We start from the raw sequence: 24,455 nt of genomic DNA, 5'->3' as shown, positions 1-24,455 counted from the left end.
CTCAGCGCGTGCGCGCCGCCATCCACTGCTCCACGTCGTCGGCGACGCGGGGGAGCGCGCCGGAGAGGTTCCGCCAGCCGTCGGCCGTGACGAGGATGTCGTCCTCGATCCGGATGCCGATGCCGCGCAGCTCCTCCGGGACGAGCAGGTCGTCCTCCTGGAAGTAGAGGCCCGGCTCGACGGTGAGCACCATGCCCTCGGCCAGCGTGCCCTTGGCGTAGGCCTCGGGAGCCGCGCGACCGCAGTCGTGGACGTCCATGCCGAGCATGTGGCTGGTGCCGTGCAGGGTCCAGCGCGCGTAGGTCTTGTTGTCGGGCGCCAGGGACTCCTCGGCGCTGACCGGGAGCAGGCCCATGTCGGCGAGGCCGTGGGCGAGCACCGTCATCGCCGCCAGGTGCGGGGCCTGGAACTCGGCACCCGGGCGGACCGCCTCGATGCCGGCCTCCTGCGCCGCCAGCACCAGCTCGTAGAGCTCGCGCTGCAGCGGGGTGAACGTGCCGTCGACCGGCAGGGTGCGGGTGACGTCGGCGGTGTAGAGGTTGTGGCCCTCCACGCCCATGTCGAGCAGCACCAGCTCGCCGGGGGTGATCGGGCCGGAGTTCTCGATCCAGTGCAGCGTCGTGGCGTGCCGGCCGCCGCCGACGATGGAGTCGTACCCGATGTCGTTGCCCATCGTGCGGGCGCGGCGGAAGAACGTGCCCTCCAGCCAGCGCTCGCCGTAGCGCAGGACGTTCTCCCAGTCGGCGACGGAGTCCTCGAAGCCCAGGGTGGTGGCGTCGCAGGCGGCCTGCAGCTCGGCGACCTCCCAGTTGTCCTTGACCAGCCGCAGCTCGGAGGCCACCCGGGCGAGCTCGTCGTCACGGGCGGTGTCGCCCGGCACCAGACCGTCGACCGCGGCCGAGACGCCGCGGTGCACGCGGGTCTTGGCGCCGCCGTCGAGGCGCCGGGCCAGCTCGTCGACGTGGCGCACCTCGAGGCCGAGCGAGTCGGAGATCTCCTTCAGCGACGGGCGGCGCCCGGCCCACAGCTCGCCGTACTGCCGGTCACGGAAGAACTCGTCGGTATCGCGCGAGGAGCGCGGCCGGGCGTAGAGCACGCCCTCGCCGTCCTCGACGACCAGCACCGCGTCGGAGGTGAGGTTGCCGCAGAAGTAGGCGTGCGCGGTGTCGGCCCGGAAGCGGTAGTCGGTGTCGTTGCTGCGCACCTTGTAGGTGCCGGCGGGCAGCACCAGCCGCTCGCCGGGGAAGGCCTCGGAGAGCGCGGCGCGACGACGGGCGGCGTGGTCGGCCACGGGGTGGCGCGGCAGGTCGAGCTCACGCTCGCCCCAGGCGGTGCGCATGAACGCGGCGTACGCCTCCGGGACCGCGGGGTCGTGCGACTCGGTGCGCGGCTCGGCGCTCTGCTGGGCGGTCTGCTCGGCGGTGCCCGGGGTGCTCTCCTCGCTCATGCCGGCCACTGTACGACGGCGACGACCCCGGGCGAGCCGAGGCTGAACCGGGCCGCGGGCGGTCGTCGTGCGGCCTGCTCGAACCCCGCCGCGAGCCGCGGAGAGGTCGACGCGCCCCCGGCCGATAGGCTCGTGCGCATGGTCAGGTCCCGCCGCGAGGGTGTCGCGTTCACCGTGGTGGTGACCGTGCTCGTCGCCCTCGGTGCGCTGCCGATGCTCCTCGTGCTCGCCCTGTCGGGTGCGCCCTCCTCGCTCCTGCTGGCGACGGTGCTGGCGGCGCTGCCGGTCGGGCCGCTCGTGGGCTGCTACCTCTGGCTGGACCGCTACGAGCCCGAGCCCCGCTCGCTGCTGGCGCTCGGGCTGCTCTGGGGCGGCTTCGTGGCGACCGCGGGAGCCCTGCTGGTGCAGGGCATCGGCGGCCTGTTCGTCGGCTTCACCGAGGCCGCGAGCCTCGCGGTGGTCGCGCCCGTCACCGAGGAGGCGAGCAAGGGTGCCTTCCTGGTGCTGCTGCTGTGGCTGCGCCGGGCGGAGCTCGACGGCATCCTCGACGGCATCGTCTACGCCGGCATGGTCGGGATCGGCTTCGCCTTCGTCGAGAACATCCTCTACCTCGCCGCCGCCTACAACGGCACCGACGGCATGGGCCCGGGCGGCACCGAGGCGCTCACCACGACCTTCGTCCTGCGCTGCCTGGTCAGCCCCTTCGCCCACCCCCTCTTCACGACCTTCATCGGCGTCGGGGTCGGCATCGCCGTGGGGAGCCGGTCCGGCGCGGTGCGCTGGCTGGCGCCCCTGGGCGGCTACGTCCTGGCCGTGGTCACCCACGCGCTCTGGAACGGCTCGGCCTTCATCGGCTTCGGCGGCTTCGTGGTCGTCTACCTCGTGCTCATGGTCCCGGCCCTGGCCGGCATGCTGGCGCTGGCCTTGTGGGCGCGCCGCTACGAGCAGCGGATGCTGGTCAACGCGCTGGGCGACGCCGCCCACCGCGGCCTGCTCCCGGCCACCGACATCGCCTGGGTCGTGGACCTGCGGGCCCGTCGCACGGCCCGCGCGTTCGCCCGCCGGCACGGCGGCCCGGAGGGCGAGCAGGCGATGCGGGTCTACCAACAGGCAGCGGTCGAGCTGGGTTTCCTGCATCATCGCTACCTGCGCGGCACCCCGCCGCCAGACTTCGCCGTGCGCGGCTACGACCACGTGGTCCTCATCCGCGCCGTACGCCCCTCCATCGCTTTCCCCGGACAGGTGGTCCCGACCCGCATGAGCGCCCAGTGAGTGCCCGGCACGAGGCCGCGACCGACGTCGGCGCCGGCGACGCGCAGATGATCACCGCGCTGGTGCGCCTGCGCGGCGCCCTGCAGGCGACCACGCTGCCGCTGGACCTGCCCGGCGTCGAGGCGGTCCGCGCCTCCCACCGCGAGATGGTCGACCAGCTCGAGGACTACGTCATCCCGCGGGTCATGACCGTCGACGCGCCGCTGCTGGCCGTCGTCGGCGGCTCGACCGGCGCCGGCAAGTCGACCCTGGTCAACTCCCTGGTCGGCCACCGCGTCACCGCCTCCGGTGTCCTGCGACCGACCACGCGCTCGCCCGTGCTGGTGCACCACCCCGACGACGGCCACTGGTTCGGCCAGGACCGGCTGCTGCCCGACCTGCGTCGCGTCGACCACAGCACCGACGACCCCGACTGCCTCCAGCTCGTGGCCACGGAGTCGGTGCCGCAGGGCCTGGCCGTGCTGGACGCCCCCGACGTCGACTCCGTCGACGAGCGCAACCGGGCCTTGGCCGCGCAGCTGCTCGCCGCGGGCGACATGTGGCTCTTCGTCACCTCGGCCGCGAGGTACGCCGACCAGGTGCCCTGGACCTTCCTCAAGCAGGCGGCCGACCGGTCGACGGCCGTGGCCATCGTGCTCGACCGCACAGCCCCCGAAGCCGTGCAGACCGTCGCCGCGCACCTGGCGCGGATGCTGGCGGCCCGCGGGCTGAAGGACTCCCCGCTGTTCGTGGTGCACGAGGGCAGCGTCGACGAGGAGGGCCTGCTCCCGGCGTCCCACGTGGCCGAGGTCCGGGGCTGGCTGGACTCGCTGGCCGAGGACTCCGGGGCCCGCGGCGCGGTGGTGCGCCAGACCCTGGACGGTGCGATCCGCTCCCTCACCCACCACGTCCACCCGGTCGCCGACGCGGCGGCCGCCCAGGTGGACGCCGCCGAGCACCTGCGCCGGCTCAGCGACCAGGCCTACTCCGACGCCCTCGACCGCGCCCTGGTCGCCACCGCCGACGGCACCCTGATGCGCGGCGAGATCCTGGCGCGCTGGCAGGAGTTCGTCGGCACCGGCGAGCTGTTGCGCTCGCTGGAGACCAAGGTCGGCTGGCTGCGCGACCGGGTCGTCGGCGCGGTGAAGGGCAAGCCCCAGCAGGCCGAGCGGGTCACCGTGGCGGTCGAGTCGGGCCTGGAGCTGCTGGTCCTCGAGCACGCCGAGCAGGCGGCCGAGGCCGCCGAGCGCGCCTGGAAGCAGCAGGCCGCGGGCGAGGCCCTGCTCGCCGCCGGCGGTCCCGAGCTGGGTCGCGCCTCGCGCGACCTGCGGCGCCGCGCCGAGCGGGCCGTGCGCGAGTGGCAGACCGACGTGCTCGACATGGTCCGCGCCGAGGGGGAGGGCAAGCGCACCACCGCCCGCTTCCTGGCGTTCGGCGTCAACGGGCTCTCGGTGGCGCTCATGGTCGTGGTCTTCTCCCACACCGCCGGTCTCACCGGGGCCGAGGCCGGCATCGCCGGCGGCTCGGCCGCGCTGGGCCAGAAGCTGCTCGAGGCGGTCTTCGGGGACCAGGCCGTGCGTGGCATGGCCGAGCGTGCGCGGCTGATGCTCGAGGAGCGGGTCACCGGGCTCATGGCCACCGAGCAGGCGCGCTGGACCGCGCTGGTCGACGGGCTCGGACTCTCCCCGGAGGTCCCCGAGCAGCTGCGTGCCGCAGCCCGCCGCGTCGACGACGTGCGGTTCGCCAGCGCCCAGCGCGAGCACTGAGCGAGGACACCGGAGTGGCTCCGAGAGTGGTCGAGGTGGTGTCACGCGCCTCGTGCCGACCCCCTAGGGTGGGCGGCACCATGTCCGAGACGGTGAGGAAGCGATGACGTCGCTGCTGGAGGGGGCCCGGAAGCTGGTCACCCGGGGCACCGACGTGGGCGCCCGCATCGAGGGCCTCGCGACCGCGACGGAGGCGGCTCGCGGCCGCCTCGACGACGAGCTCGTCGAGCGCGCGGCGGCGGTCGTCGACCGCGGCGCGAGCCGGCTGCGGCTCTCGGCCCACCACACGGTCGTCGGCATCGCCGGCGCGACCGGCTCGGGCAAGTCCTCCACGTTCAACGCCCTCACCGGCCTGGAGCTCTCGGCCGTCGGCGTACGCCGTCCGACCACGTCGTGGGCGACCGCCTGCGTGTGGGGCACCGAGGGTGCGGCCGAGCTGCTGGAGTGGCTCGGCATCCCGCCGCGGCACCAGACCACGCGTGACTCGATGCTCGACACCCGTCGGGAGTCCAACGCGCTCGAGGGCGTCGTGCTGCTCGACCTGCCCGACCACGACTCCACCGAGGTCGCCCACCACCTCGAGGTCGACCGCCTCGTGGCGCTGGCCGACATGTTCGTGTGGGTCCTGGACCCGCAGAAGTACGCCGACGCCGCCATCCACGACCGCTACCTCGCGCCGCTGCGCAGCCACTCCGAGGTCATGGTCGTGGTGCTCAACCACATCGACACCGTGCCCGAGGACCGCCGCGACGCGATGGTCGAGGACGTACGCCGCCTGCTGGCCGCCGACGGCATCCCCGACGTCCCCGTCATCCCCATCTCCGCGCGGCACGGGGTGGGCCTGGACGCGTTGCGCGAGGAGATCGGGCGGCGGGTCGCCGACAAGCGGATGACCGCGGGCCGGATCGAGGCCGACGTGCGTGCCGCCGCCGCCGAGCTGCGCGCCGCGGCCGGCGACGCGCCCACGCGCACCCTGTCCGCCGACCGGGTCGCCGCCCTGGACTCCGCGCTGGCCGAGGCCGCCGGCGTGCCCGTGATCGTCGAGGCCGTGGAGCGCTCCGCCCGCCGGCGGGCCGGCCGCGCCACCGGCTGGCCGCTCATCTCCTGGACCAGCCGCATGCGCCCCGACCCGCTCAAGAAGCTCGAGCTCGACCTGGGGGCCGACGCCCGCACCCTGCGCGGGTCCGGCGCCGCGCTTCCGCAGGCCACCGCGGTGCAGCGCGCCCGGATCGACTCCGAGGTCCGAGCCCTGGCCGACGACGTCTCGCAGGGCCTCGCGGCGCCCTTCGCGGAGTCCGTGCGCGCCGCGTCGACCGCCCGCCTCGACGAGGTCGGCGACCGGATCGACGCCGCCGTGCGCGGGGTCGACCTCGACGCCACCCGGTTGCCGGTGTGGGCCGGGGCCGTGCGGGTGCTCCAGTGGCTGCTGGTCCTCGCCGCCCTCGGCGGTGCCGCCTGGAGCGTGGCCGCCCTCGCCTCCGGTGGGCTCTCCGACCTGCCCCGCGCCGGCGGGGTCGCGCTGCCGCTGCTCCTGCTCGGCGGTGGGGTGGTGCTGGGCGTCCTGCTCGCGCTGCTGTGCCGCGGGCTGGTCTCGGCCACCGCACGCAGCCGGGCCGCCACGGCCGACGGGCGACTGCGCGCCGCCGTCTCGGAGGTCTCCGCGGAGCTGGTCGTGGCGCCCGTCCAGGCCGAGCTGACGGCGTACACCGCCGTCCGGAAGGGTCTCGACCGCGCCCTGGCCTGATCACGACCGCGTCAGCGGGCGTGATCGTCGGTGGTCCCTCCCGCGACCCCGACCGAGGGACGACGTCGCGGCGGAGCGTGTCGAGACCGCGTGAGGTACCTGTGGTCGGCGACCACCGCAGATCTCCCGGCTGACCACGCGGCCCGCCGGCCCTCCACAGCCCCCGGCCCTGCGCCCGTCTCCCCAGCGGCCCTCCCGACGCCCCCGCTGGCGCCCCGACCCCGGCACCGTGGTCCGCGGTGGGGCGACCGCCTCCCGCGAGACGTCCGGGCGAGCCCGGGGATGGAGGACCAGGGTGCTGAACGAGACGACGGTGACCGTGCAGGGCTGGATCGGGGGGCCGGTGTCGCTGCGCCGGGCGGGCAACGCCCCCGTGGCGAGCTTCCGGCTGGCGGCCACGCCGCGGCGCTACCACCCGGCGACGGGGGAGTGGAGCGACGACACGACGCAGTGGTTCACGGTGAACGCCTGGCGGGCGCTGGGGGAGCACTGCGCCCACTCGCTGCGGCGCAGCGACCCGGTCGTGGTCGTGGGGCGGCTGCGCGCCTCCACCTGGGTCAACGCGGCGGGCGTGGAGGTGACCTCCTTCGAGATCGACGCCCAGTCGGTCGGCCACGACCTCAACCGCGGCACCTCGCTCTTCACCCGGGCCCAGCGCCCGGCCCAGGAGGGCGGGACCGCGCGGACCGAGGAGCAGGGACCGGTCGCGGGGGCGGGTGGCGAGGCCGTCCCAGGGACCGTCCCCGTGACCGGCGCCGACACCGACGGCAGCCGGGCGGCCTGACGGCGGGGCCGGAGGCCTCCCCGGGGTCGGGAGCACCCCGACCCCGTGGGTAGGCTCGGGGACCATGGCGGAATATGTCTTCACCCTGCGCAACGTCCGCAAGGCCCACGGTGACAAGGTCGTCCTCGACAACGTCACGCTGTCGTTCCTGCACGGCGCCAAGATCGGCGTCGTCGGCCCCAACGGCACCGGCAAGTCCACGCTGCTGAAGATCATGGCCGGCCTGGAGCACGCCAACAACGGCGACGCGATCCTCGACCCCGAGGCCACCGTCGGCATGCTGCAGCAGGAGCCGCCGCTGACCGAGGGCACCACGGTCCTGCAGAACGTGCAGGAGGCCGTCGGCGAGATCAAGGCCAAGATGGACCGGTTCAACGAGATCGGCGAGCTGATGGCCGAGCCGGACGCCGACTTCGACGCCCTCATGGCCGAGATGGGCGACCTGCAGACCGACCTCGACAACGCCAACGCCTGGGACCTCGACAGCCGCCTGGACCAGGCGATGGACGCGCTGCGCTGCCCGCCGCCGGACGCGATCGTCGACAACCTCTCCGGTGGTGAGCGCCGCCGGGTCGCACTGTGCAAGCTGCTGCTCCAGCAGCCCGACCTGCTGCTGCTCGACGAGCCCACCAACCACCTCGACGCGGAGTCGGTCCAGTGGCTGGAGGGCCACCTGGCGACGTACCCGGGTGCCGTCCTGGCGATCACCCACGACCGGTACTTCCTCGACAACGTCGCCGAGTGGATCCTCGAGCTCGACCGCGGCAAGACCCACCCCTACGAGGGCAACTACTCCACCTACCTGGAGACCAAGAAGGAGCGCCTCAAGATCGAGGGGCAGAAGGACGCCAAGCGCGCCAAGATGCTGGAGAAGGAGCTGGAGTGGGTCCGCTCCAACCCCAAGGCGCGCCAGGCGAAGTCCAAGTCCCGCCTCGCCCGCTACGAGGAGATGGCGGCCGAGGCCGACCGGATGCGCAAGATCGACACCTCGGAGATCAACATCCCGGCCGGTCCGCGCCTGGGCGACGTCGTGCTCGAGGCGAAGGGCCTGACCAAGGGCTTCGAGGGCCGCACGCTCATGCACGACCTGACCTTCTCGCTCCCGCGCGCCGGCATCGTCGGTGTCATCGGCCCCAACGGCGTCGGCAAGACCACGCTCTTCCGGATGATCACCGACCAGGAGCAGCCCGACGAGGGCTCGCTCACCGTCGGGCAGACCGTCAAGATCTCCTACGTCGACCAGAGCCGCGGCGGCATCGACCCGCAGAAGAACGTCTGGGAGGTCGTCTCCGACGGCCTCGACTTCATCAAGGTCGCCAACTTCGAGATGAACTCCCGTGCCTACGTCGCCTCGTTCGGCTTCAAGGGTCCGGACCAGCAGAAGAAGGCCGGCGTGCTCTCCGGCGGTGAGCGCAACCGCCTCAACCTCGCGCTGACCCTCAAGATGGGTGGCAACCTGCTGCTGCTCGACGAGCCCACCAACGACCTCGACGTCGAGACGCTGTCCTCGCTCGAGGACGCGCTGCTCGACTTCCCCGGCTGTGCCGTGGTCACCTCCCACGACCGGTGGTTCCTCGACCGCGTCGCCACCCACATCCTGGCCTGGGAGGGCGACGACGAGGACCCCGCCAAGTGGTTCTGGTTCGAGGGCAACTTCGCGGCCTACGAGGAGAACAAGATCGAGCGCCTGGGCGCCGAGGCGGCCCGGCCGCACCGGGTCACCCACCGCCGGCTCACGAGGGACTGACGGGGCGGGGACGCGCAGCGGACCCGTCGATCGGTGGTCGAGCGAGCGGCGCGGCTGAGGGACGAAGCCGCGACCCGTGTGTCGAGACCCGGTGACGTGCCCGGCGAGGGTGAGTGACGGTGCCGACCCGCAACGAGATCCGCTGGCCGCGAAGCGGCTAGCGGATCTCCGCCTCCGGGTGCCCGGCGACCAACCGGTCCGAGACCGCGTCCATGACGCGGGCGACGGCGGCGAAGTCCTCGGGAGAGGCGAGGTCGACCAGGTTGGTCCGCACGCTGGTGACGTGCTCGGCGGCGGCGCGTCGCAGCAGGTCCCAGCCCTGCTCGGTCATCGAGCACACGATGCCGCGGCCGTCCTCGGGGGAGGCGCCGCGCTGGACCAGCCCGGCCTTCTCCATCCGTGCCACCGTGTGCGTCACCCGGCTGCGGGAGTGGGCGAGGGCGTCGGCGAGCTGCGCCATGCGGAGCCGGCCGTCGCGCTCGCTGAGCCGCACGAGGATCTCGTACTCGGTCAGCGAGAGGTCGAAGGAGCGGCGCAGGTCGGCGTCGAGCCGGTCGAAGAGCAGCGTGGTCCCCATGACCAGGGCACGCCACGCCTTCTGCTCCTCCGGTGTCAGCCAGCGGGTCTCGGTGGTCTGGTCGCGGTAGGGCACCCGCGCATCCTAGGACGACGGACACGCGGAGCCGACGCACTGGTGCCGACGCACCCGGGTCCGGACGCGACGACGCGCCGACCGGGAACCGGTCGGCGCGTCGTGCGGTGCAGGTGCGGCCTCGACCGCGGGACTGGGGTCAGGAGAGCCGCTCGAGGATGAGCGCCATGCCCTGGCCGCCACCGACGCACATGGTGATCAGGCCGGTGGTCTTGTCGTGCCAGTCCAGGCTGTTGAGCATGGTGTTCTGCAGGCGGGCGCCGGTCATGCCGAAGGGGTGGCCGACCGCGATGGCGCCGCCGTTGACGTTGAGCCGGTCGATGTCGATGCCGAGGTCCTGGTAGGACGGCACGACCTGGGCGGCGAACGCCTCGTTGATCTCGACGAGGTCGATGTCGTTGATGCTCATCCCGGCGTAGCGCAGGGCGTTCTTGGTCGCCTCGACCGGGCCCAGGCCCATGATCTCGGGGGAGAGGCCGGAGACACCGGTGGAGACGATCCGGGCCAGCGGCTTCAGGCCCAGCTCGGCGGCCTTGGTGTCGCTCATCATGACCACCGCGGCGGCGCCGTCGTTGAGGGCGCAGCAGTTGCCCGCGGTCACCACGCCATCGGGGCGGAAGACCGGCTGCAGCTGCGAGAGCGCGTCGTAGGTGACGCCGGCGCGCGGACCGTCGTCGGCGGAGACCACGGTGCCGTCCGGGAGGGTCACCGGGGTGATCTCGCGGGCCCAGAAGCCGTCGTTGATCGCCTTCTCGGCGAGATTCTGCGAGCGCACGCCGAACTCGTCGAGCTCCTGGCGGCTCAGGCCGCGCAGGGTGGCGACGTTCTCGGCGGTCTGGCCCATCGCGATGTAGACGTCGGGGAGCAGGCCGTCCTCACGGGGGTCGTGCCAGACGGTGCCGCCCTTGGCCGCCTCGTCGGTGCGCACCTGCGCGTCGGCGAACTTCGGGTTCTTGGTGTCGGGCCAGTGGTCGGAGGTGCCCTTGGCGAAGCGGGAGACGGTCTCCACGCCGGCGGAGACGAAGATGTCGCCCTCGCCGGCCTTGATGGCGTGGAAGGCCATCCGGGTCGTCTGCACCGAGGAGGCGCAGTAGCGGGTCGTGGTGGCCCCGGGGACCTCGAGCCCGAGGAGGGTGGTGACGATCCGGGCCATGTTGTTGCCGGACTCACCGCCCGGGAGGCCGCAGCCGAGGTAGAGGTCCTCGATCGTCGTGGGGTCCAGCGCGGGGACCTTGTCGAGCGCGGCCTGGATGGCGAGGGCGCTCAGGTCGTCGGGACGGAAGTCCTTGAGCGAGCCCTTGTTGGCGCGGCCGATCGGCGTGCGCGCGGCGGAGACGATGACTGCTTCGGGCATGGAGTGCGCTCTTCTCTGTGCGGATCTCGGGTCGCCTCACCCTAGTGCTCGCGCGTGGCGGCGGGGAGTGGTGGTGGTCACGTCCCGGGGGGACCGGGTGGTGGGGTCCGGACCGGCGGCCTCTGGGAGCATCTGCGGGTGCGCCACGTCTACGAGTGCCCCGTGCGCTGGGCCGACCTCGACCTGCTGGGCCACGTGAACAACGTGGCCTACGTCGACTTCCTCCAGGAGGCGCGGGCCGACCTGTTCCGCAGCCACCGGCCCGGTGTCCGCGCGCCGGGGCTGGAGGACGGCCTGGTGGTGGTGAGCACCCAGGTCCGCTACCGCGAGTCGATGCTCCTGCGCTTCGAGCCGGTGCGGGTCGAGGTGTGGGTCGTCGAGGTGCGGGCGGCGAGCTTCACCCTGGCCTACGAGGTCTTCGACGAGCGGCCGGACGGCACCCGTGCGGTCTACCTCACCGCGACGACCGTGATGGCGCCGTACGTCCTCGCGGAGGAGCGGCCGCGCCGACTCACCGCGGAGGAGAAGCAGGCGCTGGAGCAGCACCGCGACGAGGGGGCGGCGCCCGAGCCGCGGGCCTGGGCGCCGCCGCACCGGACCGAGGTCGGGCACTACCCGGTGCACGTGCGGTTCAGCGACGTCGACGTCTACGGGCACGTCAACAACGTGACCTACGTGGAGTACTTCCAGGAGGCGCGGATCGCGGTGCTGGCGCGGCTGTGGGGCGAGGTCCCCGCCGGCAGCGGCCGCACGTCGGTGGTCGTCGCCCAGGCCGACATCGACCACCTCGTGCCGATGCTGCACCGCCGCGAGCCCTACGACGCCTTCACGCAGGTCGTGCACGTCGGCAACACCTCGGTCGTCGTCGAGACCGAGGTCGTGGACCGGTCCGGGCCCGCCGAGGTGCGGCACGCGCGGGCCCGGGTGGTGCTGGTCTTCGTCGACGACGAGGGACGCCCGCGCCGGCCCGAGGAGTCGGTGCGCGCGCCGCTCGTCGCGGCCATGGCCCCCGCCTGACGGGCTGGTCGGCGGGGTGGGCGCTCACTCCTCGTGGGTGTTCACCATGAACTGCGCCGCATGGGTGACGTAGTCCCAGAACTGCGCGTCCTGCTCCGGGGGCAGGGCGACCTCGTCGAGGGCGTCGCGGAAGTGCTTGAGCCAGTGGTCGCGCGCGGTCGGGCCGACGGCGTACGGCGCGTGGCGCATGCGCAGGCGCGGGTGCCCGCGCTGCTCGCCGTACGTCGTGGGTCCGCCCCAGTACTGGATGAGGAAGAGCCGGAAGCGCTCCTCGGCCGGGCCGAGGTCGGCCTCGGGGTACATCGGTCGCAGGACCTCGTCGGTCGCCACGCCGGCGTAGAACCTCGCGACGATGCGGGTGATCGTCTCCTCGCCGCCGATCTCGTCGTAGAAGGTGCTCACCGGTCCATCATGCCGAGGAGGGGGTGGTCGCCCGCACCCGGCGTGGAAGAGTGGCGGTCGGAGGGGGCATCTCCCTCCGTGACAACGTTCCTGATGGAACACCCCGAGAACCCGAGGAGTCGCACCCATGGCAACCACCCGCACCGCGAAGACGACCTGGCAGGGCTCCCTCGCCGAGGGCTCCGGCCGCGTCGAGCTGCAGTCCTCCGGTGTCGGCACCTTCGACGTGTCCTGGCCCTCCCGGTCGGAGGAAGCCAACGGCAAGACCAGCCCCGAGGAGCTGATCGCCGCGGCCCACGCCTCCTGCTTCTCCATGGCCCTCTCGGCCGGGCTGTCCAAGGCCGGCACCCCGCCGACCACCCTGGAGACCAGCGCCGACGTGGAGCTCACCGTCGGCACCGGCATCACGGGCATCAAGATCACCGTGGTCGGCACCGTCGAGGGCATCACCGAGGAGCAGTTCGTCGAGGCCGCCGAGGGTGCCAAGGCGAACTGCCCGGTCAGCAAGGCGCTCGCCGGCACCACCATCACCCTGGACGCCCGGCTCGCGTGAACCGAGCCTCCTGACGGCGTACGACGAAGGGCCGGTCCCCCGCGGGGACCGGCCCTCCGTGCGTCCGGACGGCTCTGCGGCGCCGGTCAGGCCGGCGGCTGCTGCTCGGTGCTGCCGGCGCCGGCGACCTCCGCGGCCGGCTCGCCGCGGTGCCACACGACCCGCTGCGGGAAGGGGATCTCGATGCCCTCGTGCTCGAAGCGGTTCTTGATGCGCATGCGCATCTCGCGCGCGATGCCCCACTGGAGCCCGGGGGCGGTCTTGAGCGCGACGCGCACCAGGATCCCGTCGACACCGAGGTCCTGCACGCCCCACACCGAGGGCTCCTCCAGGATCTCGCCCTTGAAGTCCTCGTCGTCCCACAGGTCGTGGGCGACGTCCTCGAGCACGCGGCGCACCTTCGTGAGGTCCTCGCCGTAGCCCACCGAGACGTCCAGCACGGTGCGCGCCCAGTTCTGGCTCATGTTGCCGACCCGGCTGATCTCGCCGTTGCGGACGTACCAGACGGTGCCGTTGATGTCGCGCAGCCGGGTGACGCGCAGCGAGACCGCCTCGACCGTGCCGACGGTGCCGTCGAGGTCGACCTCGTCGCCCACGCCGTACTGGTCCTCGAAGATCATGAAGACGCCCGAGAGGAAGTCGCTCACGAGCGACTGGGCGCCGAAGCCGAGGGCGATGCCGACGATGCCGGCACTGGCGATGATCGGGGCGATGTTGACGCCGACCTCGCTCAGCATCATCGTGCCGACGATCGCCAGCAGCACGCCGGTGATGACCGACTTCAGCAGGCTGCCCATGGTCCTGGCGCGCTGCACCCGCCGGTTGAACGTCGCGGCGTCCCGGGCCACCGTCGCCTTGCCGCGGCGCCGGGAGAACTTGCCGATGTGGTCGGGCAGCACCCCTTCCTGGGCGCGGCTGACCAGCCGGTCGACCAGGCGGTGCAGCACCCACCGCAGGCCCAGGCCGAGCAGGAGCAGCCCCAACAGCTGCAACGGGGTGCCGATGAACAGGTCGGCAGCGGTGGCGAGGGTCTGGTTGTCGGTGCGGCCGAGGACCCACGTGCACACTTGCTCGTCGTCCGCGCACGTCTCGGCCAGGGGCAGGGCCAGGAAAGGCGTGTGTGGTGGCATGCCGGCCAGTAAACCGGGATCGCGCCGCCGAGCCGAACCACCCGCCCGTGGGGCCGGGTGCGAGCCCGGTCACGTCCGGGTCCGCTCCCGCGGGACCGGCTCGGACGCGTGCCCGCCAGCCACTATCCTGGCGCGCGTGACCCCGTTCGTGAACCTCGCCCGCCGTGGCCTCGCCGTCGCCCTCGCCGCCGTCACCGTCGCGCTGCTGACCGCCGTCCCGGCCGCCGCCGAGGTGCCCGTCGGCTGGTCGGACCCCGACCCGGTCGACCCGACGTTCGTGATCCTCATCGCGGTGCTGCTGCCGATCGGCCTGGCCGTCCTGCTCACCGCGTTCGTCTACGGTCCGCCGCTGGCCCGCGGGGAGAGCGTGAAGCCGCACGCCCCCCAGGTCGAGAACCAGTGGATCGGCGGCCCGCGCAAGACCGCCGGCGAGCTCGCCGGCCCCGACGGCGACGACTCCCGGTCGGGTGGGGCCAGTGCCCGCTGGTGATCCCTTCTCCGCCCGCGAGCACGCCCTGCTCGACGCGACGATCCGTCGTGCGGAGCAGACCTGTCGGGCCGAGATCTCGGTCTTCGTCGGCAACGTCGACGGCGAGGACCCTCGGGCCTTCGCGACCCGCCTGCACAACACCCTGGTCGCCCCCGCGCGCAGCATCGTCGTGATGGTCGACCCGACCCGTCGCCTGCTCGAGGTCGTCACCGGCGGGGACGTACGCCGCCACCTCAGCGACGCCGCCGTCGAGCTGGTCGTGCTCCACATGCGCACCGACTTCGCCAACGGCGACCTGGCCGGCGGCCTGCGGCGCGGCATCGAGATGCTGGCCGAGCGGGCCCGGCCCCCGCAGCTCCCCGCCGCCCGCGGCTGAACGGACCGCGCCAGCGGGCCGTTCGTCGGTGGTCGAGCGAGCGGCGCGGCTGAGGGACGAAGCCGCGACCCGCGTGTCGAGACCGGGTGAGGCGGTCGCCGACGGCGACCACCCCACCCGCGTCCTGCGTCAGCGCGCGGCGTCGCAGGCCTGGGCGGCCAGGGCCCGCTCGACGTCGGCGAGGTTCTCCTGCACGAAGCGCTTGGCCGGGGCCGGCGCCTCGCTGGTGTCCAGCCACTCGCGCACCCGGGTGACGAGCGCGTCCGAGGCCAGGGTCACCGGGAAGATGTAGTCCAGGACCACGGAGGCGCGGTGGGTGCCGAGGCTCTCCCAGACGGTCTCCGCTGCCGAGAGGTACTCCTCGACGTACGGCGCCAGCAGCTCCTCCTGGCCGGCCCGGGGGAACGCGAGCGTGATCGAGCGCGCGGTCTCGTTGGGCGTGGAGGAGTCGAGCACCGCGAGCCGCCAGGCCTCGTGCTTGGCCTCGGCGTCGGGCTGGGCTGCCCGGGCCGCGGCCGCGTGCTCCTGGCCGGAGATGGTGGTGTCGGTGCCGAGCTCGTCCTCGATCCGCGAGCCGGCGCGGCCGGCGGCGGCGAGCGAGGTGATCAGGCTCCAGCGCAGGTCCTGGTCGACGGCGAGGCCCTCGAGGGTCTCGGTGCCGTCGAGCAGGCCGGCCACCCAGGTGAGCGCCTCCTCGGAGCGGGCGGCCCCGGCGTACGCGCGCACGAAGGTGAGCTGCTGGTCCGAGCCGGCCTCGGCGGCCAGCGCCAGCTCGCGCAGGCCCTGCTCCCAGCGGGTGCGGAGCGCGTCACGGTGCTCCGGCGCGGAGTAGAGGGTGGCGGCCGTGGCGGCGGTCGCGGGGATCCGCGAGACGCCCCAGGCGTCGGTCTCCTGGCCGATGTTGGCCAGCACCAGCTCGACGTAGTCGGTGGCGGGCATCTCCGCGTCGCGGGTCATGTCCCACGTCGCGCCCCAGACCAGCGCACGGGCCAGGGAGTCGTCGAGGCGCGAGAGGCCCTCGATGGCGGTGGCACGCGAGCGCTCGTCGAGGCGGATCTTGGCGTAGGTCAGGTCCGCGTCGTTGAGCAGCAGCAGGTCGGGCTGGGTCTCGCCGACGAGCTCGGCGATCTCGGTCAGCTCGCCCTCGACGTCGGTCTCGACGTAGCGGGTGCGGACCAGCGAGGTGCGCTCGGCGTTCCAGGAGTAGCAGCCGATGCCGATGCGGTGGCGGCGCAGCGTCGGCCAGTCGGGGTGCGCGGTCTGGCGCACGGCCAGCCGCTCATAGGTCCCGTCGGCGGCGAGCGAGAACTCCGGGGCCAGGGTGTTGACGCCCGCGGTCTGCAGCCACTCCTGGGCCCACGAGGTGAGCTCGCGGCCCGAGGCCTTCTCGAGCGCGGCCAGCAGGTCGGTGAACTCGGAGTTCCCGAAGGCAAAGTCCTTGAAGTACTGCCGGATGCCGGCGATGAAGTCCTCGATGCCGACCCAGGCCACCAGCTGCTTGAGCACCGAGGCGCCCTTGGCGTAGGTGATCATGTCGAAGTTGACCTCGACCGCGTGCAGGTCGTGGTTGTCCGCCGCGATCGGGTGGGTCGAGGGCATCTGGTCCTGGCGGTAGCCGGTCTGCTTGCGCGCGTTGGCGAAGCCGGTCCAGGCGTCGGTGTACTCGGTGGCCTCGACCTCGGCGTGGTAGCAGGCCCACTCGGCGAAGGACTCGTTGAGCCAGAGGTCGTCCCACCACTTCATGGTCACGAGGTCGCCGAACCACATGTGCGCCATCTCGTGCAGGATCACCGCGGCGCGGAACTCGTAGAACGAGCGCGGCTGGCGGGAACGGGGGAGGTACTCGTCGCGCAGCGTCACGGCGCCGGCGTTCTCCATCGCGCCCATGTTGTACTCCGGCACGTAGAGTTGGTCGTACTTGCCGAACGGGTAGGGGAAGTCGAAGAGCTCCTCGAAGAACTCGAAGCCCTGGCGGGTCAGCGCGACGATCTCGGCGCGGTCGCGCTCGAGGTACTCCACCAGCGACTGGCGGCAGTAGTGGCCCAGCGGGATGGTGCCGTGCTTGCCCTCGTAGGTGTCCTGCACCTCGTGGTACTCACCGGCGATGAGCGCCGTGATGTAGGTCGACATCCTCTCGGTGGGCTCGAAGGCGAACAGCGCCTTGCCCTCGCCCAACGGCTGCGGCGCGGGGGAGGGGGCGTTGGAGACGATCTTCCAGTCCTCCGGGGCGACGACGCGGAAGGTGAAGACCGACTTGAGGTCCGGCTGCTCGAAGGTGGTGAAGACGCGGCGGGCGTCGGGCACCTCGAACTGGCTGTAGAGGTAGACCCGGCCGTCGACCGGGTCCACGAAGCGGTGCAGGCCCTCGCCGGTGTGGGAGTAGGTGCAGTCGGCGCGGACCACGAGGGTGTTCTCGGCCTGCAGGCCCTCGAGGGTGATCCGGCTGTCGGCGTACGCCGTGGTCGGGTCGATGCTCTCGCCGTTGAGCGTGATCTCGTGCACCGTGGCGCCGACGAGGTCGGCGAAGGTGGTCGCGCCAGGCTCCCGGCAGGAGAACTCGAGGGTGGTCGTGGAGGCGAAGGTCTTCTCGCCCGTCGTGAGGTCCAGGTCGATGGTGTACGACGTGACGTCGAGGAGGGCGGCGCGGGTGGCCGCCTCGTCCCGCGTGAGGTTGGTTCCAGGCATGCGGCCGATCATGTCACCGCCTGTCGAGCCTCTTTCGGGGGGAGCGGGCGCTCGCGGTCGACACGGCGTCGCAGGGGGCACGGGAGGGACGCGAGGGGTCCCGGTGACGGGTGGGACCAATGTGAAAATTTGGTCTCGATCGGCGTGTCGGTGCTTGACATGCGGTTTACTCGCCCCTCGTGACCAGGATCCGCAGGCTCGTCGGGGCCCTCGCCGCAGCACTTCTCGTGCTCGCCGGCCTCCTGGTCGTCCCCTCGCCGGTGGCCACCGCGGCCCAGACCGAGCTCTGCTCGGGCTACGCGGGGTGCGCCGAGAAGGGCTACGGCAACCGCGGCTACCGCGCCGAGAGCGACCGCATGTGGTGGCGGATGTACGCCGGCCACAACTGCACCAACTACGTCGCCTTCCGGATGGTGCAGAGCGGCATGTCGCCCGAGCGGCCCTGGGAGGGCAGCGGCAACGCCTCCAACTGGGGGCACGCGATGTCGCGCATCACCGACGACCGGCCGATGGTCGGCTCGGTCGCGTGGTGGGACAGCAACCAGGGCTACGCCGGCTCCAACGGTCACGTCGCCTACGTCGAGCGGGTGGTCTCCCCGCGCGAGATCATCGTGTCCGAGGACTTCTGGGGCGGCGACTTCCACTGGCGCCGCATCACCAAGGGCGACTCCTACTGGCCCAACGGCTTCATCCACTTCAACGACAAGGCCGTGGAGCCGGTCGAGAAGCCGACCATCACCGGTGAGGCCGCCGTCGGCGAGACCCTCACCGCCACCACGGGCGAGTGGACCCCGGCGGCCAAGCGGCGGATCCAGTGGTACGCCGCCGGCAAGCTGATCCCCGGCGCCACCGAGGCCACGTTCACCCCCAGCCCCGCCCAGCGCCGGATGCGCCTGAGCGTCGAGGTCCTCGCCACGCGCAAGGGGTACGCCGAGGGGCGGGCCAGCTCGCCGCGCAGCCCGAAGGTGCAGCCGGGCACCCTGACGACCGCCGCCCAGCCGCGGGTCGAGGGGACCCCGCGCGTCGAGGAGGTGCTCACCCTCGACCGGGGAGCCACCAGCCCGGCCGCCGACCGCACCACGGTCCGCTGGTTGGCCGACGGGGAGCCGGTCCGGGGCGCCGAGGGCGACCGGCTGCGGCTGACGCCCGACCTGGTCGGCGCGCGGATCACCGCCGAGGTGGTCTCGCTCCGCGAGGGCTACCACGACCTGGTCACGACCGCCGAGGCCAGCGGTCGGGTGGAGCCGGGCCGGATCCGCACCGACCGGGACTGGTCCCTCAGCGGGACGCCCGCCCGGGGCGAGCGGCTCGTGGTCGACCCGGGCCGCGTGGTCAGCCCCGCCGACGCTGCGGTCACCTACACCTGGCTGCGCGACGGCGAGCCGATCGGTCGCCCGCAGCAGGCCGAGGACGGTGCGAAGGTCCTGCGCCACCGTCTCACCTCCGAGGACGTCGGCCACGTGGTCGGCGTGCGGGTCGAGGTCAGCCGCCCGGGCTACGAGACCCTCACCCGGGTGCTGGAGGCGGAGCGCCGCACCACGACCACGTCGCGCACCGACGTCGCGGCCCGTGCCCTGGTCCAGGACGTCGGCACGAAGCGGAAGCCGGACGTGCAGCGGCGCGTGGTCGTCGACGTGACCGTCGTGGCGCCGGGCGTCGAGGGCCCCTCGGGTCCCGTGGTGGTCCGCCTCGACGGGCAGGAGGTCGAGGGTCGCCTCGAGGACGGGTCGCTCCGGGTCGTGGTGCGCGACGTCAGCCCCGGCAAGCACGTCGTGCGCGTGCAGTACCTCGGGACCGAGGTCGTCGAGGGCTCGCGCTCCAGCGCCACTGTCCGGGTGGCGAAGCGCCCGGCGGAATAGTCCGCGCCGTCCGGACGCTGGAGCCGGTCATGGACAAGGCTGACTTCTGGTTCGACCCGCTCTGCCCGTTCGCCTGGATCACCTCGCGCTGGATCCTCGAGGTCGAGAAGGTCCGCGACATCGAGGTGTCCTGGCACCAGATGTCCCTGGCCTACCTCAACCAGGACAAGGACATCCCCGACTCCTACCGCGAGATGCTCAAGGACGCCTGGGGTCCCGTGCGGGTCGTCCGCGCCGCCATCGAGCAGGGTGGCCAGGAGATCGTGCTGCCGCTCTACACGGCGATGGGCACGCGCATCCACGACGACGGTCGCGGCGCCACCAAGGAGGTCGCCGCCGAGGCGCTCGCCGAGGTCGGCCTGGACGCCGGGCTGATCGAGGCCTGGGACGACTCCTCCTACGACGCAGCCATCGCCGAGTCCCACCACCGCGGCATGGACCAGGTCGGCGACGACGTCGGCACCCCGACCATCGCGGTCAACGGCACCGCCTTCTTCGGCCCCGTGCTCACCTCGATCCCGAGGGGCGAGGAGGCCGGCAAGGTCTGGGACGGCGCGGTCCTGCTCGCGGGCTACCCCTACTTCTTCGAGCTCAAGCGCTCGCGGACCGCGGAGCTCGACTTCAGCTGACCCGCCCGCTCCGGCCTCATCCGAGGCCGGAGCGGTGCTCGTCGAGCGCGGCGGCCCGCAGGTCGTCCATGATCGTCGCGATCCGCTCGCGCACCCGCCGGTGGTCCTCGCCCCAGTGCGCGATGTCGGCCAGGGCCAGCTCGACGACGTCCGCCATCGTCGGCTGCCGCAGGACCAGGCGGACCGTCCCCTCCTCGTCGGGCCGCGCCGGCCAGGTCTGGGGCGAGGTGACCATGCGGCGCAGCAGGTCGTGCAGCTGGTCGAGCACCTGCACCGCCGTCGTCGGGTCGTTGATCCCCGGGGACAGGGCCCGCTCGGCGATGTCGACGAGGCGACGGATGCCGTAGCCGACGTCCTGGTCCATGGTGCGCTCGCCCAACTGCGAGACCAGGGCGAGCACGGCCTCCGGCGACGGCGCGTCCGCGCCGGGGAGCTCGTGGACCACCAGCAGCGGGGACCCGTGGGCGACGAAGGACCCGAGCGGGTGCAGGAGCTCGACCCGCACGCCGTGGCGGCTCGCCAGGCGCACGAGGGCGGGGGTGTCGACGGCGTCCACGTAGCCGCTGCGGTCGGCCGCCAGGACCCGGCTCGCCACCGGCTCCTCGAGCTCCGGGGGAGTCGTGGGCCACGCCGAGGCCTGCCCGTCGGCCAGCAGGTCGCGGGACTGCTGGGCGGTGCGCTGCAGCACCCGCGCCACCCCGATCGAGGTGGTGATGTGGTGGATGTAGGCCAGGAACATCCCGACGGCCCCGACCACGAGCAGCAGCGCCACGGTGACCGCCAGCCCCGGCGCCCGCTCGCCGTCGCGCACGGCCCGCAGCACCACCAGGGCGTAGAGGAACGAGGCGGCGAAGAGCCCCAGCGTGTGCTGGGTCGTCCGGTCGCCGAGGAAGGCCTGCAGCACGCGCGGGGTGTACTGGCTGCTGGCCAGCTGCAGCACGACCATGGTGATGGAGAAGACCAGGCCGGTCACCGAGATCATCGCCCCCGCGATCGTCGAGAGCACCGTGCGCGCTCCCTCGGCGCCACCCTCGAAGAGCAGCAGCCGGTCCGGCACCCACGCCTCGGCCTCGGGGAGCACGAGACCGGCGACGACGGCGAGCAGGCACCAGGTCGCCGGGACGACCCAGAAGGACCGCAGCAGGTGACCTGCGCGCCGGGCCACCGCGGACTGCTCGACACGCACGGGCACGGGCAGGACGGTCGGGCTCATGGCAGGACTGTGCCCGATGTCGGGCCGCTGCGCTGGACCGGGTGGAGCCCCGCGCGTGGCTCGGGTGGCGGGACGGGTGGTGACAACGTGGCGCACGAGGCGCATGATGCTGGTGATGCAGCCAGGGTCTCGGGTCCCGGGGGCGCCGCTCGCGCGGCGCCTGCTCCTGCGCGCCGGCGCGGTCCTCGGCGGCGTCGGCGGGGTCGCCGCCACGACGGGTGCGCTACCGACCACCCGCCTCCCCGCGGCGTACGCCGCCAGCGGCTGGCGCCTGGGGGAGACCGCGCTCGCGGGGCGGCTCGAGCGCGAGGGCCCGGGTCGCTGGTCGACGGGACGCCGCCGGGCCGAGCCGTTCCGGATGGTGGCGTTGACCTGGCGCGGCGAGCTCGACGCCACGCTGCGGGTGCGCACGCGGTCGCGCGGCTCCTGGGGCGAGCCGACGGTGCTGCGACCGATGGAGGACGGCCCGGACCCCGACGTGCCCGAGGGCGGTCGCGGGCGTCGTGGCGTGCACCCGCTCTGGGTGGGTCGCGCCGACGGTGTCGAGGTGCTGGTGACCGGTGACCGTCGCCCCGAGGGGCTGCGGCTGGTCCTCATCGACCCCGGGCAGCTCGACGGGGACGACAGCGACCGGCCCTCGATGCCCGCTGCGCGCCCGCGGCGCGGGAAGCTGCCGCGCCGCGCGCCCAGACCCGCGCTGCGCAGCCGCCGGGACTGGGGCGCCGACGAGTCCCTGCGCAGCGGCGACCCGGTCATGTGCCGCACCATCCAGCAGGTCCACGTGCACCACACCGCCTCGGGCAACGACTACTCGCGCCGCGAGGTCGCGGGCCTGATCCGCGGCTTCTACCGCTACCACACGCAGTCGCTGGGCTGGTCCGACCTCGGCTACAACTTCCTCGTCGACCGCTTCGGCCGCACCTGGGTCGGGCGCGCCGGTGGCCCGGGACGCCGGGTCCGGGGCGCCCACACCCTCGGGTTCAACCACACCTCCGTCGGTGTCGCGGTGATCGGCAACTTCGAGAACCGGCGTCCTCCCGACCGCGTCGTCACGGCCCTGGTCCGGCTCGCCGCCTGGAAGCTCGACGCCCACGGCCGCCGCCCGCGGGGGAAGGCCCGCGTCTACAGCAAGGGCAGCGACCGGTTCCCGGTCGGCTGGGTGCGGCTGAAGGTCATCGACGGGCACCGCGACACCAACCTCACCGCCTGCCCGGGCGAGGAGCTGCAGGCGCGGCTGCCCGAGATCCGCCGCCGCACGCACTGGCACGTCGAGCGCTACCGACGGCGGCGCAGGCGCGACCGGCGCCGCTGAACGGCGCCGGTGCGAGGGGCGTGCGGCCGCCGGCGTACGGCTCCCTAGGATCAGCGCATGAGCCGAGTCCTCTCCGCCGTCGCCTGGCCCTACGCCAACGGTCCGCGCCACATCGGCCACGTGGCCGGTTTCGGCGTGCCCTCCGACGTCTTCAGCCGCTACATGCGGATGGCCGGACACGACGTGCTCATGGTCTCCGGCACCGACGAGCACGGCACCCCGATCCTCGTGACCGCCGACAAGGAGGGGAAGACCGCCCGCGAGCTGGCCGACGAGTCCAACCGCGTCATAGTCGAGGACCTCCACGGGCTCGGGCTCTCCTACGACCTGTTCACCCGCACCACCACCGGCAACCACTACCGCGTCGTGCAGGAGATGTTCCGCACCTGCCTGCGCAACGGCTACATGGTCGAGCAGACCTCTCTGTCGGCGATCAGCCCCTCGACCGGCCGCACCCTGCCCGACCGCTACATCGAGGGCACCTGCCCGATCTGCAAGTACGCCGACGCGCGCGGCGACCAGTGCGACAACTGCGGCAACCAGCTCGACCCCACCGACCTGATCGACCCGCGCTCGAAGATCAACGGCGAGACCCCGCAGTTCGTCGAGACCCAGCACTGGTTCCTCGACCTGCCCGCCGTCGCCGACGCGCTGGGGGAGTGGCTCGACGGTCGCGAGGCGTCGGGCACGTGGCGCCCCAACGTCATCAAGTTCTCCCAGAACATCCTCGAGGAGATCCGCCCGCGCGCGATGACGCGCGACATCGACTGGGGCATCCCGGTCCCGGGCTGGGAGGACCAGCCGACCAAGCGCCTCTACGTCTGGTTCGACGCGGTGATCGGCTACCTCTCGGCCTCGATCGAGTGGGCGCGTCGGCTGGGCGAGCCGGAGAAGTGGCGCGAGTGGTGGACCGACGCCGAGGCCGAGTCCTTCTACTTCATGGGCAAGGACAACATCGTCTTCCACTCCCAGATCTGGCCCGCCGAGCTCCTCGCCCACAACGGCGCCGGCTCCCGCGGCGGCGAGCCGTCGGCGTACGGCGTGCTCAACCTGCCCACCGAGGTCGTCTCTTCGGAGTTCCTCACCTTCGGCGACGCCCAGTTCTCGACCAGCCGCGGGCACGTGATCTACGTCCGCGACATGCTCGAGCGCTACGGCCCGGACCCCCTGCGCTACTTCATCTGCGCCGCCGGCCCCGAGACCTCCGACGCCGCCTTCACCTGGGCCGACTTCGTCACCCGCAACAACTCCGAGCTGGTCGCCGGCTGGGGCAACCTGGTCAACCGCACCGCCACGATGGTCGCCAAGAGCTTCGGGGAGGTGCCTGCGCCGGGCCCGCTCGAGGAGGTCGACGAGGCGGTGCTGGCCACCGTCCGCGACGGCTTCGGGTCCGTCGGCTCGCTGGTCGAGCGGCACCGGCTCCGCGCGGCGATCGCCGAGGCGATGCGGGTCGTGGGCGAGGTGAACAAGTACCTCACCGTGACCGAGCCCTACAAGATGAAGGACGAGTCCCAGCGCGAGCGGCTCGCCACCGTCCTGCACACCGCCCTGCAGTGCGTCAGCGACTGCAACACCCTGCTCGCGCCGTTCCTCCCGCACGCGGCCAACAAGGTGCACGCGGTGCTCGGTGGCGAGGGCGAACTGTTCCCGATGCCGCGCATCGAGCAGGTCGAGGAGCTCGAGCCCGACAGCGGCGCCGGCCTGACGACGTACCCCGTCATCACCGGCGACTACTCCGCCACGCCGCGCTGGGAGTCGCGCCCGATCGTCGTCGGCACCCCGATCGCCAAGCCGACCCCGGTCTTCACCAAGCTCGACCCGAGCGTGGTCGAGGAGGAGCTGGCCCGGCTGTCCTGAGGCGTCGCCGCCGTTGTGTGGTGTTTCGGTTCAACCAGGTTGAACCGGAACACCACACAACTGGCTCCACGCGCGCGGGGCTGCGCGGGCGGTGCGTCGAGGTGTGCGTCGAGGCCGAGGTCGAGGTGCGCGTCGAGGCCTCGGGAAGCGCTGGAGCGCGTGGCCAGACCTCGAGTCGCACCTCGAC

At 72.9% G+C, this 24,455-nt stretch carries 20 protein-coding genes; 13 read left to right on the top strand and 7 right to left on the bottom strand.

Annotated elements, in window-relative coordinates; translation table 11 throughout:
- Nucleotide 1 precedes the first annotated feature (1 nt).
- Complete coding sequence (locus ACYVID_RS00195) at nucleotides 2-1,447, bottom strand: aminopeptidase P family protein (protein WP_460733270.1); 1,446 nt, start codon at nucleotides 1,445-1,447, stop codon at nucleotides 2-4.
- A gap of 138 nt (nucleotides 1,448-1,585) precedes the next feature.
- Between ACYVID_RS00195 and ACYVID_RS00190 the strand changes: the two genes are divergently transcribed.
- From ACYVID_RS00190 to ettA, 5 genes are all read left to right on the top strand, one after another.
- Entirely contained in the window at nucleotides 1,586-2,719 is a 1,134-nt protein-coding gene (locus ACYVID_RS00190) for a PrsW family intramembrane metalloprotease (RefSeq protein WP_460733268.1), read from the top strand.
- Nucleotides 2,716-4,464 carry a dynamin family protein gene (locus tag ACYVID_RS00185; RefSeq protein ID WP_460733266.1) on the top strand — a complete coding sequence of 583 codons (1,749 nt, stop codon included), beginning with the start codon at nucleotides 2,716-2,718 and terminating at the stop codon, nucleotides 4,462-4,464. The genes ACYVID_RS00190 and ACYVID_RS00185 overlap by 4 nt, the downstream gene beginning before the upstream one ends.
- 103 nt (nucleotides 4,465-4,567) lie before the next feature.
- Nucleotides 4,568-6,208, top strand: a complete 1,641-nt coding sequence (locus ACYVID_RS00180) for a YfjP family GTPase (RefSeq protein ID WP_460733264.1) — start codon at nucleotides 4,568-4,570, stop codon at nucleotides 6,206-6,208.
- 295 nt (nucleotides 6,209-6,503) lie between these two features.
- Nucleotides 6,504-6,992 carry a single-stranded DNA-binding protein gene (locus ACYVID_RS00175; protein ID WP_460733262.1) on the top strand — a complete coding sequence of 163 codons (489 nt, stop codon included), beginning with the start codon at nucleotides 6,504-6,506 and terminating at the stop codon, nucleotides 6,990-6,992.
- Nucleotides 6,993-7,056: 64 nt separating this feature from the next.
- Nucleotides 7,057-8,739: an energy-dependent translational throttle protein EttA gene (gene ettA / locus ACYVID_RS00170; RefSeq protein WP_460733260.1), complete on the top strand. Its 1,683-nt coding sequence runs from the start codon at nucleotides 7,057-7,059 to the stop codon at nucleotides 8,737-8,739.
- Nucleotides 8,740-8,896: 157 nt separating this feature from the next.
- On the opposite strand, the gene ACYVID_RS00165 is transcribed toward ettA, so the two are convergent.
- Nucleotides 8,897-9,391 (bottom strand): MarR family winged helix-turn-helix transcriptional regulator, encoded by a 495-nt coding sequence (locus ACYVID_RS00165; RefSeq protein ID WP_460733258.1) that lies wholly within the window; start codon nucleotides 9,389-9,391, stop codon nucleotides 8,897-8,899.
- A gap of 139 nt (nucleotides 9,392-9,530) precedes the next feature.
- A complete protein-coding gene (locus ACYVID_RS00160) occupies nucleotides 9,531-10,745 on the bottom strand; it encodes an acetyl-CoA C-acetyltransferase (protein ID WP_460733256.1) in 1,215 nt (404 codons plus the stop codon).
- Nucleotides 10,746-10,883: 138 nt separating this feature from the next.
- Here ACYVID_RS00160 and ACYVID_RS00155 point away from each other — a divergent pair, with 138 nt between their 5' ends.
- On the top strand, nucleotides 10,884-11,762 hold the full coding sequence (locus ACYVID_RS00155) for an acyl-CoA thioesterase (RefSeq protein WP_460733254.1): 879 nt from the start codon (nucleotides 10,884-10,886) through the stop codon (nucleotides 11,760-11,762).
- Between the two features lie 24 nt (nucleotides 11,763-11,786).
- Here the strand turns inward: ACYVID_RS00155 and ACYVID_RS00150 are convergent, their stop codons facing one another.
- A complete protein-coding gene (locus tag ACYVID_RS00150) occupies nucleotides 11,787-12,164 on the bottom strand; it encodes a globin (RefSeq protein ID WP_460733252.1) in 378 nt (125 codons plus the stop codon).
- 127 nt (nucleotides 12,165-12,291) lie between these two features.
- On the opposite strand from ACYVID_RS00150, the gene ACYVID_RS00145 reads away from it, so the two are divergent.
- Entirely contained in the window at nucleotides 12,292-12,717 is a 426-nt protein-coding gene (locus ACYVID_RS00145; protein WP_460733250.1) for an OsmC family peroxiredoxin, read from the top strand.
- Nucleotides 12,718-12,803: 86 nt separating this feature from the next.
- Here ACYVID_RS00145 and ACYVID_RS00140 read toward each other — a convergent pair whose 3' ends face one another.
- The gene (locus ACYVID_RS00140) at nucleotides 12,804-13,847 is read right to left on the bottom strand and encodes a mechanosensitive ion channel family protein (protein ID WP_460733248.1); all 1,044 of its coding nucleotides are present in this window, start codon (nucleotides 13,845-13,847) and stop codon (nucleotides 12,804-12,806) included.
- A gap of 136 nt (nucleotides 13,848-13,983) precedes the next feature.
- Between ACYVID_RS00140 and ACYVID_RS00135 the strand changes: the two genes are divergently transcribed.
- Nucleotides 13,984-14,337 (top strand): hypothetical protein, encoded by a 354-nt coding sequence (locus ACYVID_RS00135; RefSeq protein WP_460733246.1) that lies wholly within the window; start codon nucleotides 13,984-13,986, stop codon nucleotides 14,335-14,337.
- Nucleotides 14,324-14,713, top strand: a complete 390-nt coding sequence (locus ACYVID_RS00130; protein ID WP_300644945.1) for a DUF5130 family protein — start codon at nucleotides 14,324-14,326, stop codon at nucleotides 14,711-14,713. The genes ACYVID_RS00135 and ACYVID_RS00130 overlap by 14 nt, the downstream gene beginning before the upstream one ends.
- A 129-nt stretch (nucleotides 14,714-14,842) precedes the next feature.
- On the opposite strand, the gene pepN is transcribed toward ACYVID_RS00130, so the two are convergent.
- Complete coding sequence (gene pepN, locus ACYVID_RS00125; RefSeq protein ID WP_460733244.1) at nucleotides 14,843-17,398, bottom strand: aminopeptidase N; 2,556 nt, start codon at nucleotides 17,396-17,398, stop codon at nucleotides 14,843-14,845.
- Between the two features lie 179 nt (nucleotides 17,399-17,577).
- On the opposite strand from pepN, the gene ACYVID_RS00120 reads away from it, so the two are divergent.
- Nucleotides 17,578-19,257: a CHAP domain-containing protein gene (locus tag ACYVID_RS00120; protein WP_460733242.1), complete on the top strand. Its 1,680-nt coding sequence runs from the start codon at nucleotides 17,578-17,580 to the stop codon at nucleotides 19,255-19,257.
- Nucleotides 19,258-19,286: 29 nt separating this feature from the next.
- Nucleotides 19,287-19,886 carry a mycothiol-dependent nitroreductase Rv2466c family protein gene (locus ACYVID_RS00115; protein ID WP_460733240.1) on the top strand — a complete coding sequence of 200 codons (600 nt, stop codon included), beginning with the start codon at nucleotides 19,287-19,289 and terminating at the stop codon, nucleotides 19,884-19,886.
- Between the two features lie 16 nt (nucleotides 19,887-19,902).
- Here ACYVID_RS00115 and ACYVID_RS00110 read toward each other — a convergent pair whose 3' ends face one another.
- Nucleotides 19,903-21,099: a DUF2254 domain-containing protein gene (locus ACYVID_RS00110; RefSeq protein ID WP_460733238.1), complete on the bottom strand. Its 1,197-nt coding sequence runs from the start codon at nucleotides 21,097-21,099 to the stop codon at nucleotides 19,903-19,905.
- A gap of 115 nt (nucleotides 21,100-21,214) precedes the next feature.
- Between ACYVID_RS00110 and ACYVID_RS00105 the strand changes: the two genes are divergently transcribed.
- Together ACYVID_RS00105 and metG are read left to right on the top strand one after the other, a co-directional pair.
- Entirely contained in the window at nucleotides 21,215-22,411 is a 1,197-nt protein-coding gene (locus tag ACYVID_RS00105; RefSeq protein ID WP_460733236.1) for an N-acetylmuramoyl-L-alanine amidase, read from the top strand.
- Between the two features lie 57 nt (nucleotides 22,412-22,468).
- Nucleotides 22,469-24,268, top strand: a complete 1,800-nt coding sequence (metG, locus tag ACYVID_RS00100; protein ID WP_460733234.1) for a methionine--tRNA ligase — start codon at nucleotides 22,469-22,471, stop codon at nucleotides 24,266-24,268.
- The last annotated feature ends 187 nt before the right edge of the window (nucleotides 24,269-24,455 follow it).

This window comes from Nocardioides ginkgobilobae (genome assembly GCF_054781275.1).
The sequence above is the reverse complement of the archived record's forward strand: the minus strand, read 5'-3'. Positions and strand labels throughout refer to the sequence as shown.

Bases quoted from the DNA above. Each gene is read 5' to 3' on its own strand.
- ACYVID_RS00195 (WP_460733270.1), bottom strand. From the start codon at position 1,447: ATGAGCGAGGAGAGCACCCCGGGCACCGCCGAGCAGACCGCCCAGCAG.
- ACYVID_RS00190 (WP_460733268.1), top strand. From the start codon at position 1,586: ATGGTCAGGTCCCGCCGCGAGGGTGTCGCGTTCACCGTGGTGGTGACC.
- ACYVID_RS00180 (WP_460733264.1), top strand. From the start codon at position 4,568: ATGACGTCGCTGCTGGAGGGGGCCCGGAAGCTGGTCACCCGGGGCACC.
- ettA (WP_460733260.1), top strand. From the start codon at position 7,057: ATGGCGGAATATGTCTTCACCCTGCGCAACGTCCGCAAGGCCCACGGT.
- ACYVID_RS00160 (WP_460733256.1), bottom strand. From the start codon at position 10,745: ATGCCCGAAGCAGTCATCGTCTCCGCCGCGCGCACGCCGATCGGCCGC.
- ACYVID_RS00145 (WP_460733250.1), top strand. From the start codon at position 12,292: ATGGCAACCACCCGCACCGCGAAGACGACCTGGCAGGGCTCCCTCGCC.
- ACYVID_RS00140 (WP_460733248.1), bottom strand. From the start codon at position 13,847: ATGCCACCACACACGCCTTTCCTGGCCCTGCCCCTGGCCGAGACGTGC.
- pepN (WP_460733244.1), bottom strand. From the start codon at position 17,398: ATGCCTGGAACCAACCTCACGCGGGACGAGGCGGCCACCCGCGCCGCC.
- ACYVID_RS00115 (WP_460733240.1), top strand. From the start codon at position 19,287: ATGGACAAGGCTGACTTCTGGTTCGACCCGCTCTGCCCGTTCGCCTGG.
- ACYVID_RS00110 (WP_460733238.1), bottom strand. From the start codon at position 21,099: ATGAGCCCGACCGTCCTGCCCGTGCCCGTGCGTGTCGAGCAGTCCGCG.
- ACYVID_RS00105 (WP_460733236.1), top strand. From the start codon at position 21,215: ATGCAGCCAGGGTCTCGGGTCCCGGGGGCGCCGCTCGCGCGGCGCCTG.
- metG (WP_460733234.1), top strand. From the start codon at position 22,469: ATGAGCCGAGTCCTCTCCGCCGTCGCCTGGCCCTACGCCAACGGTCCG.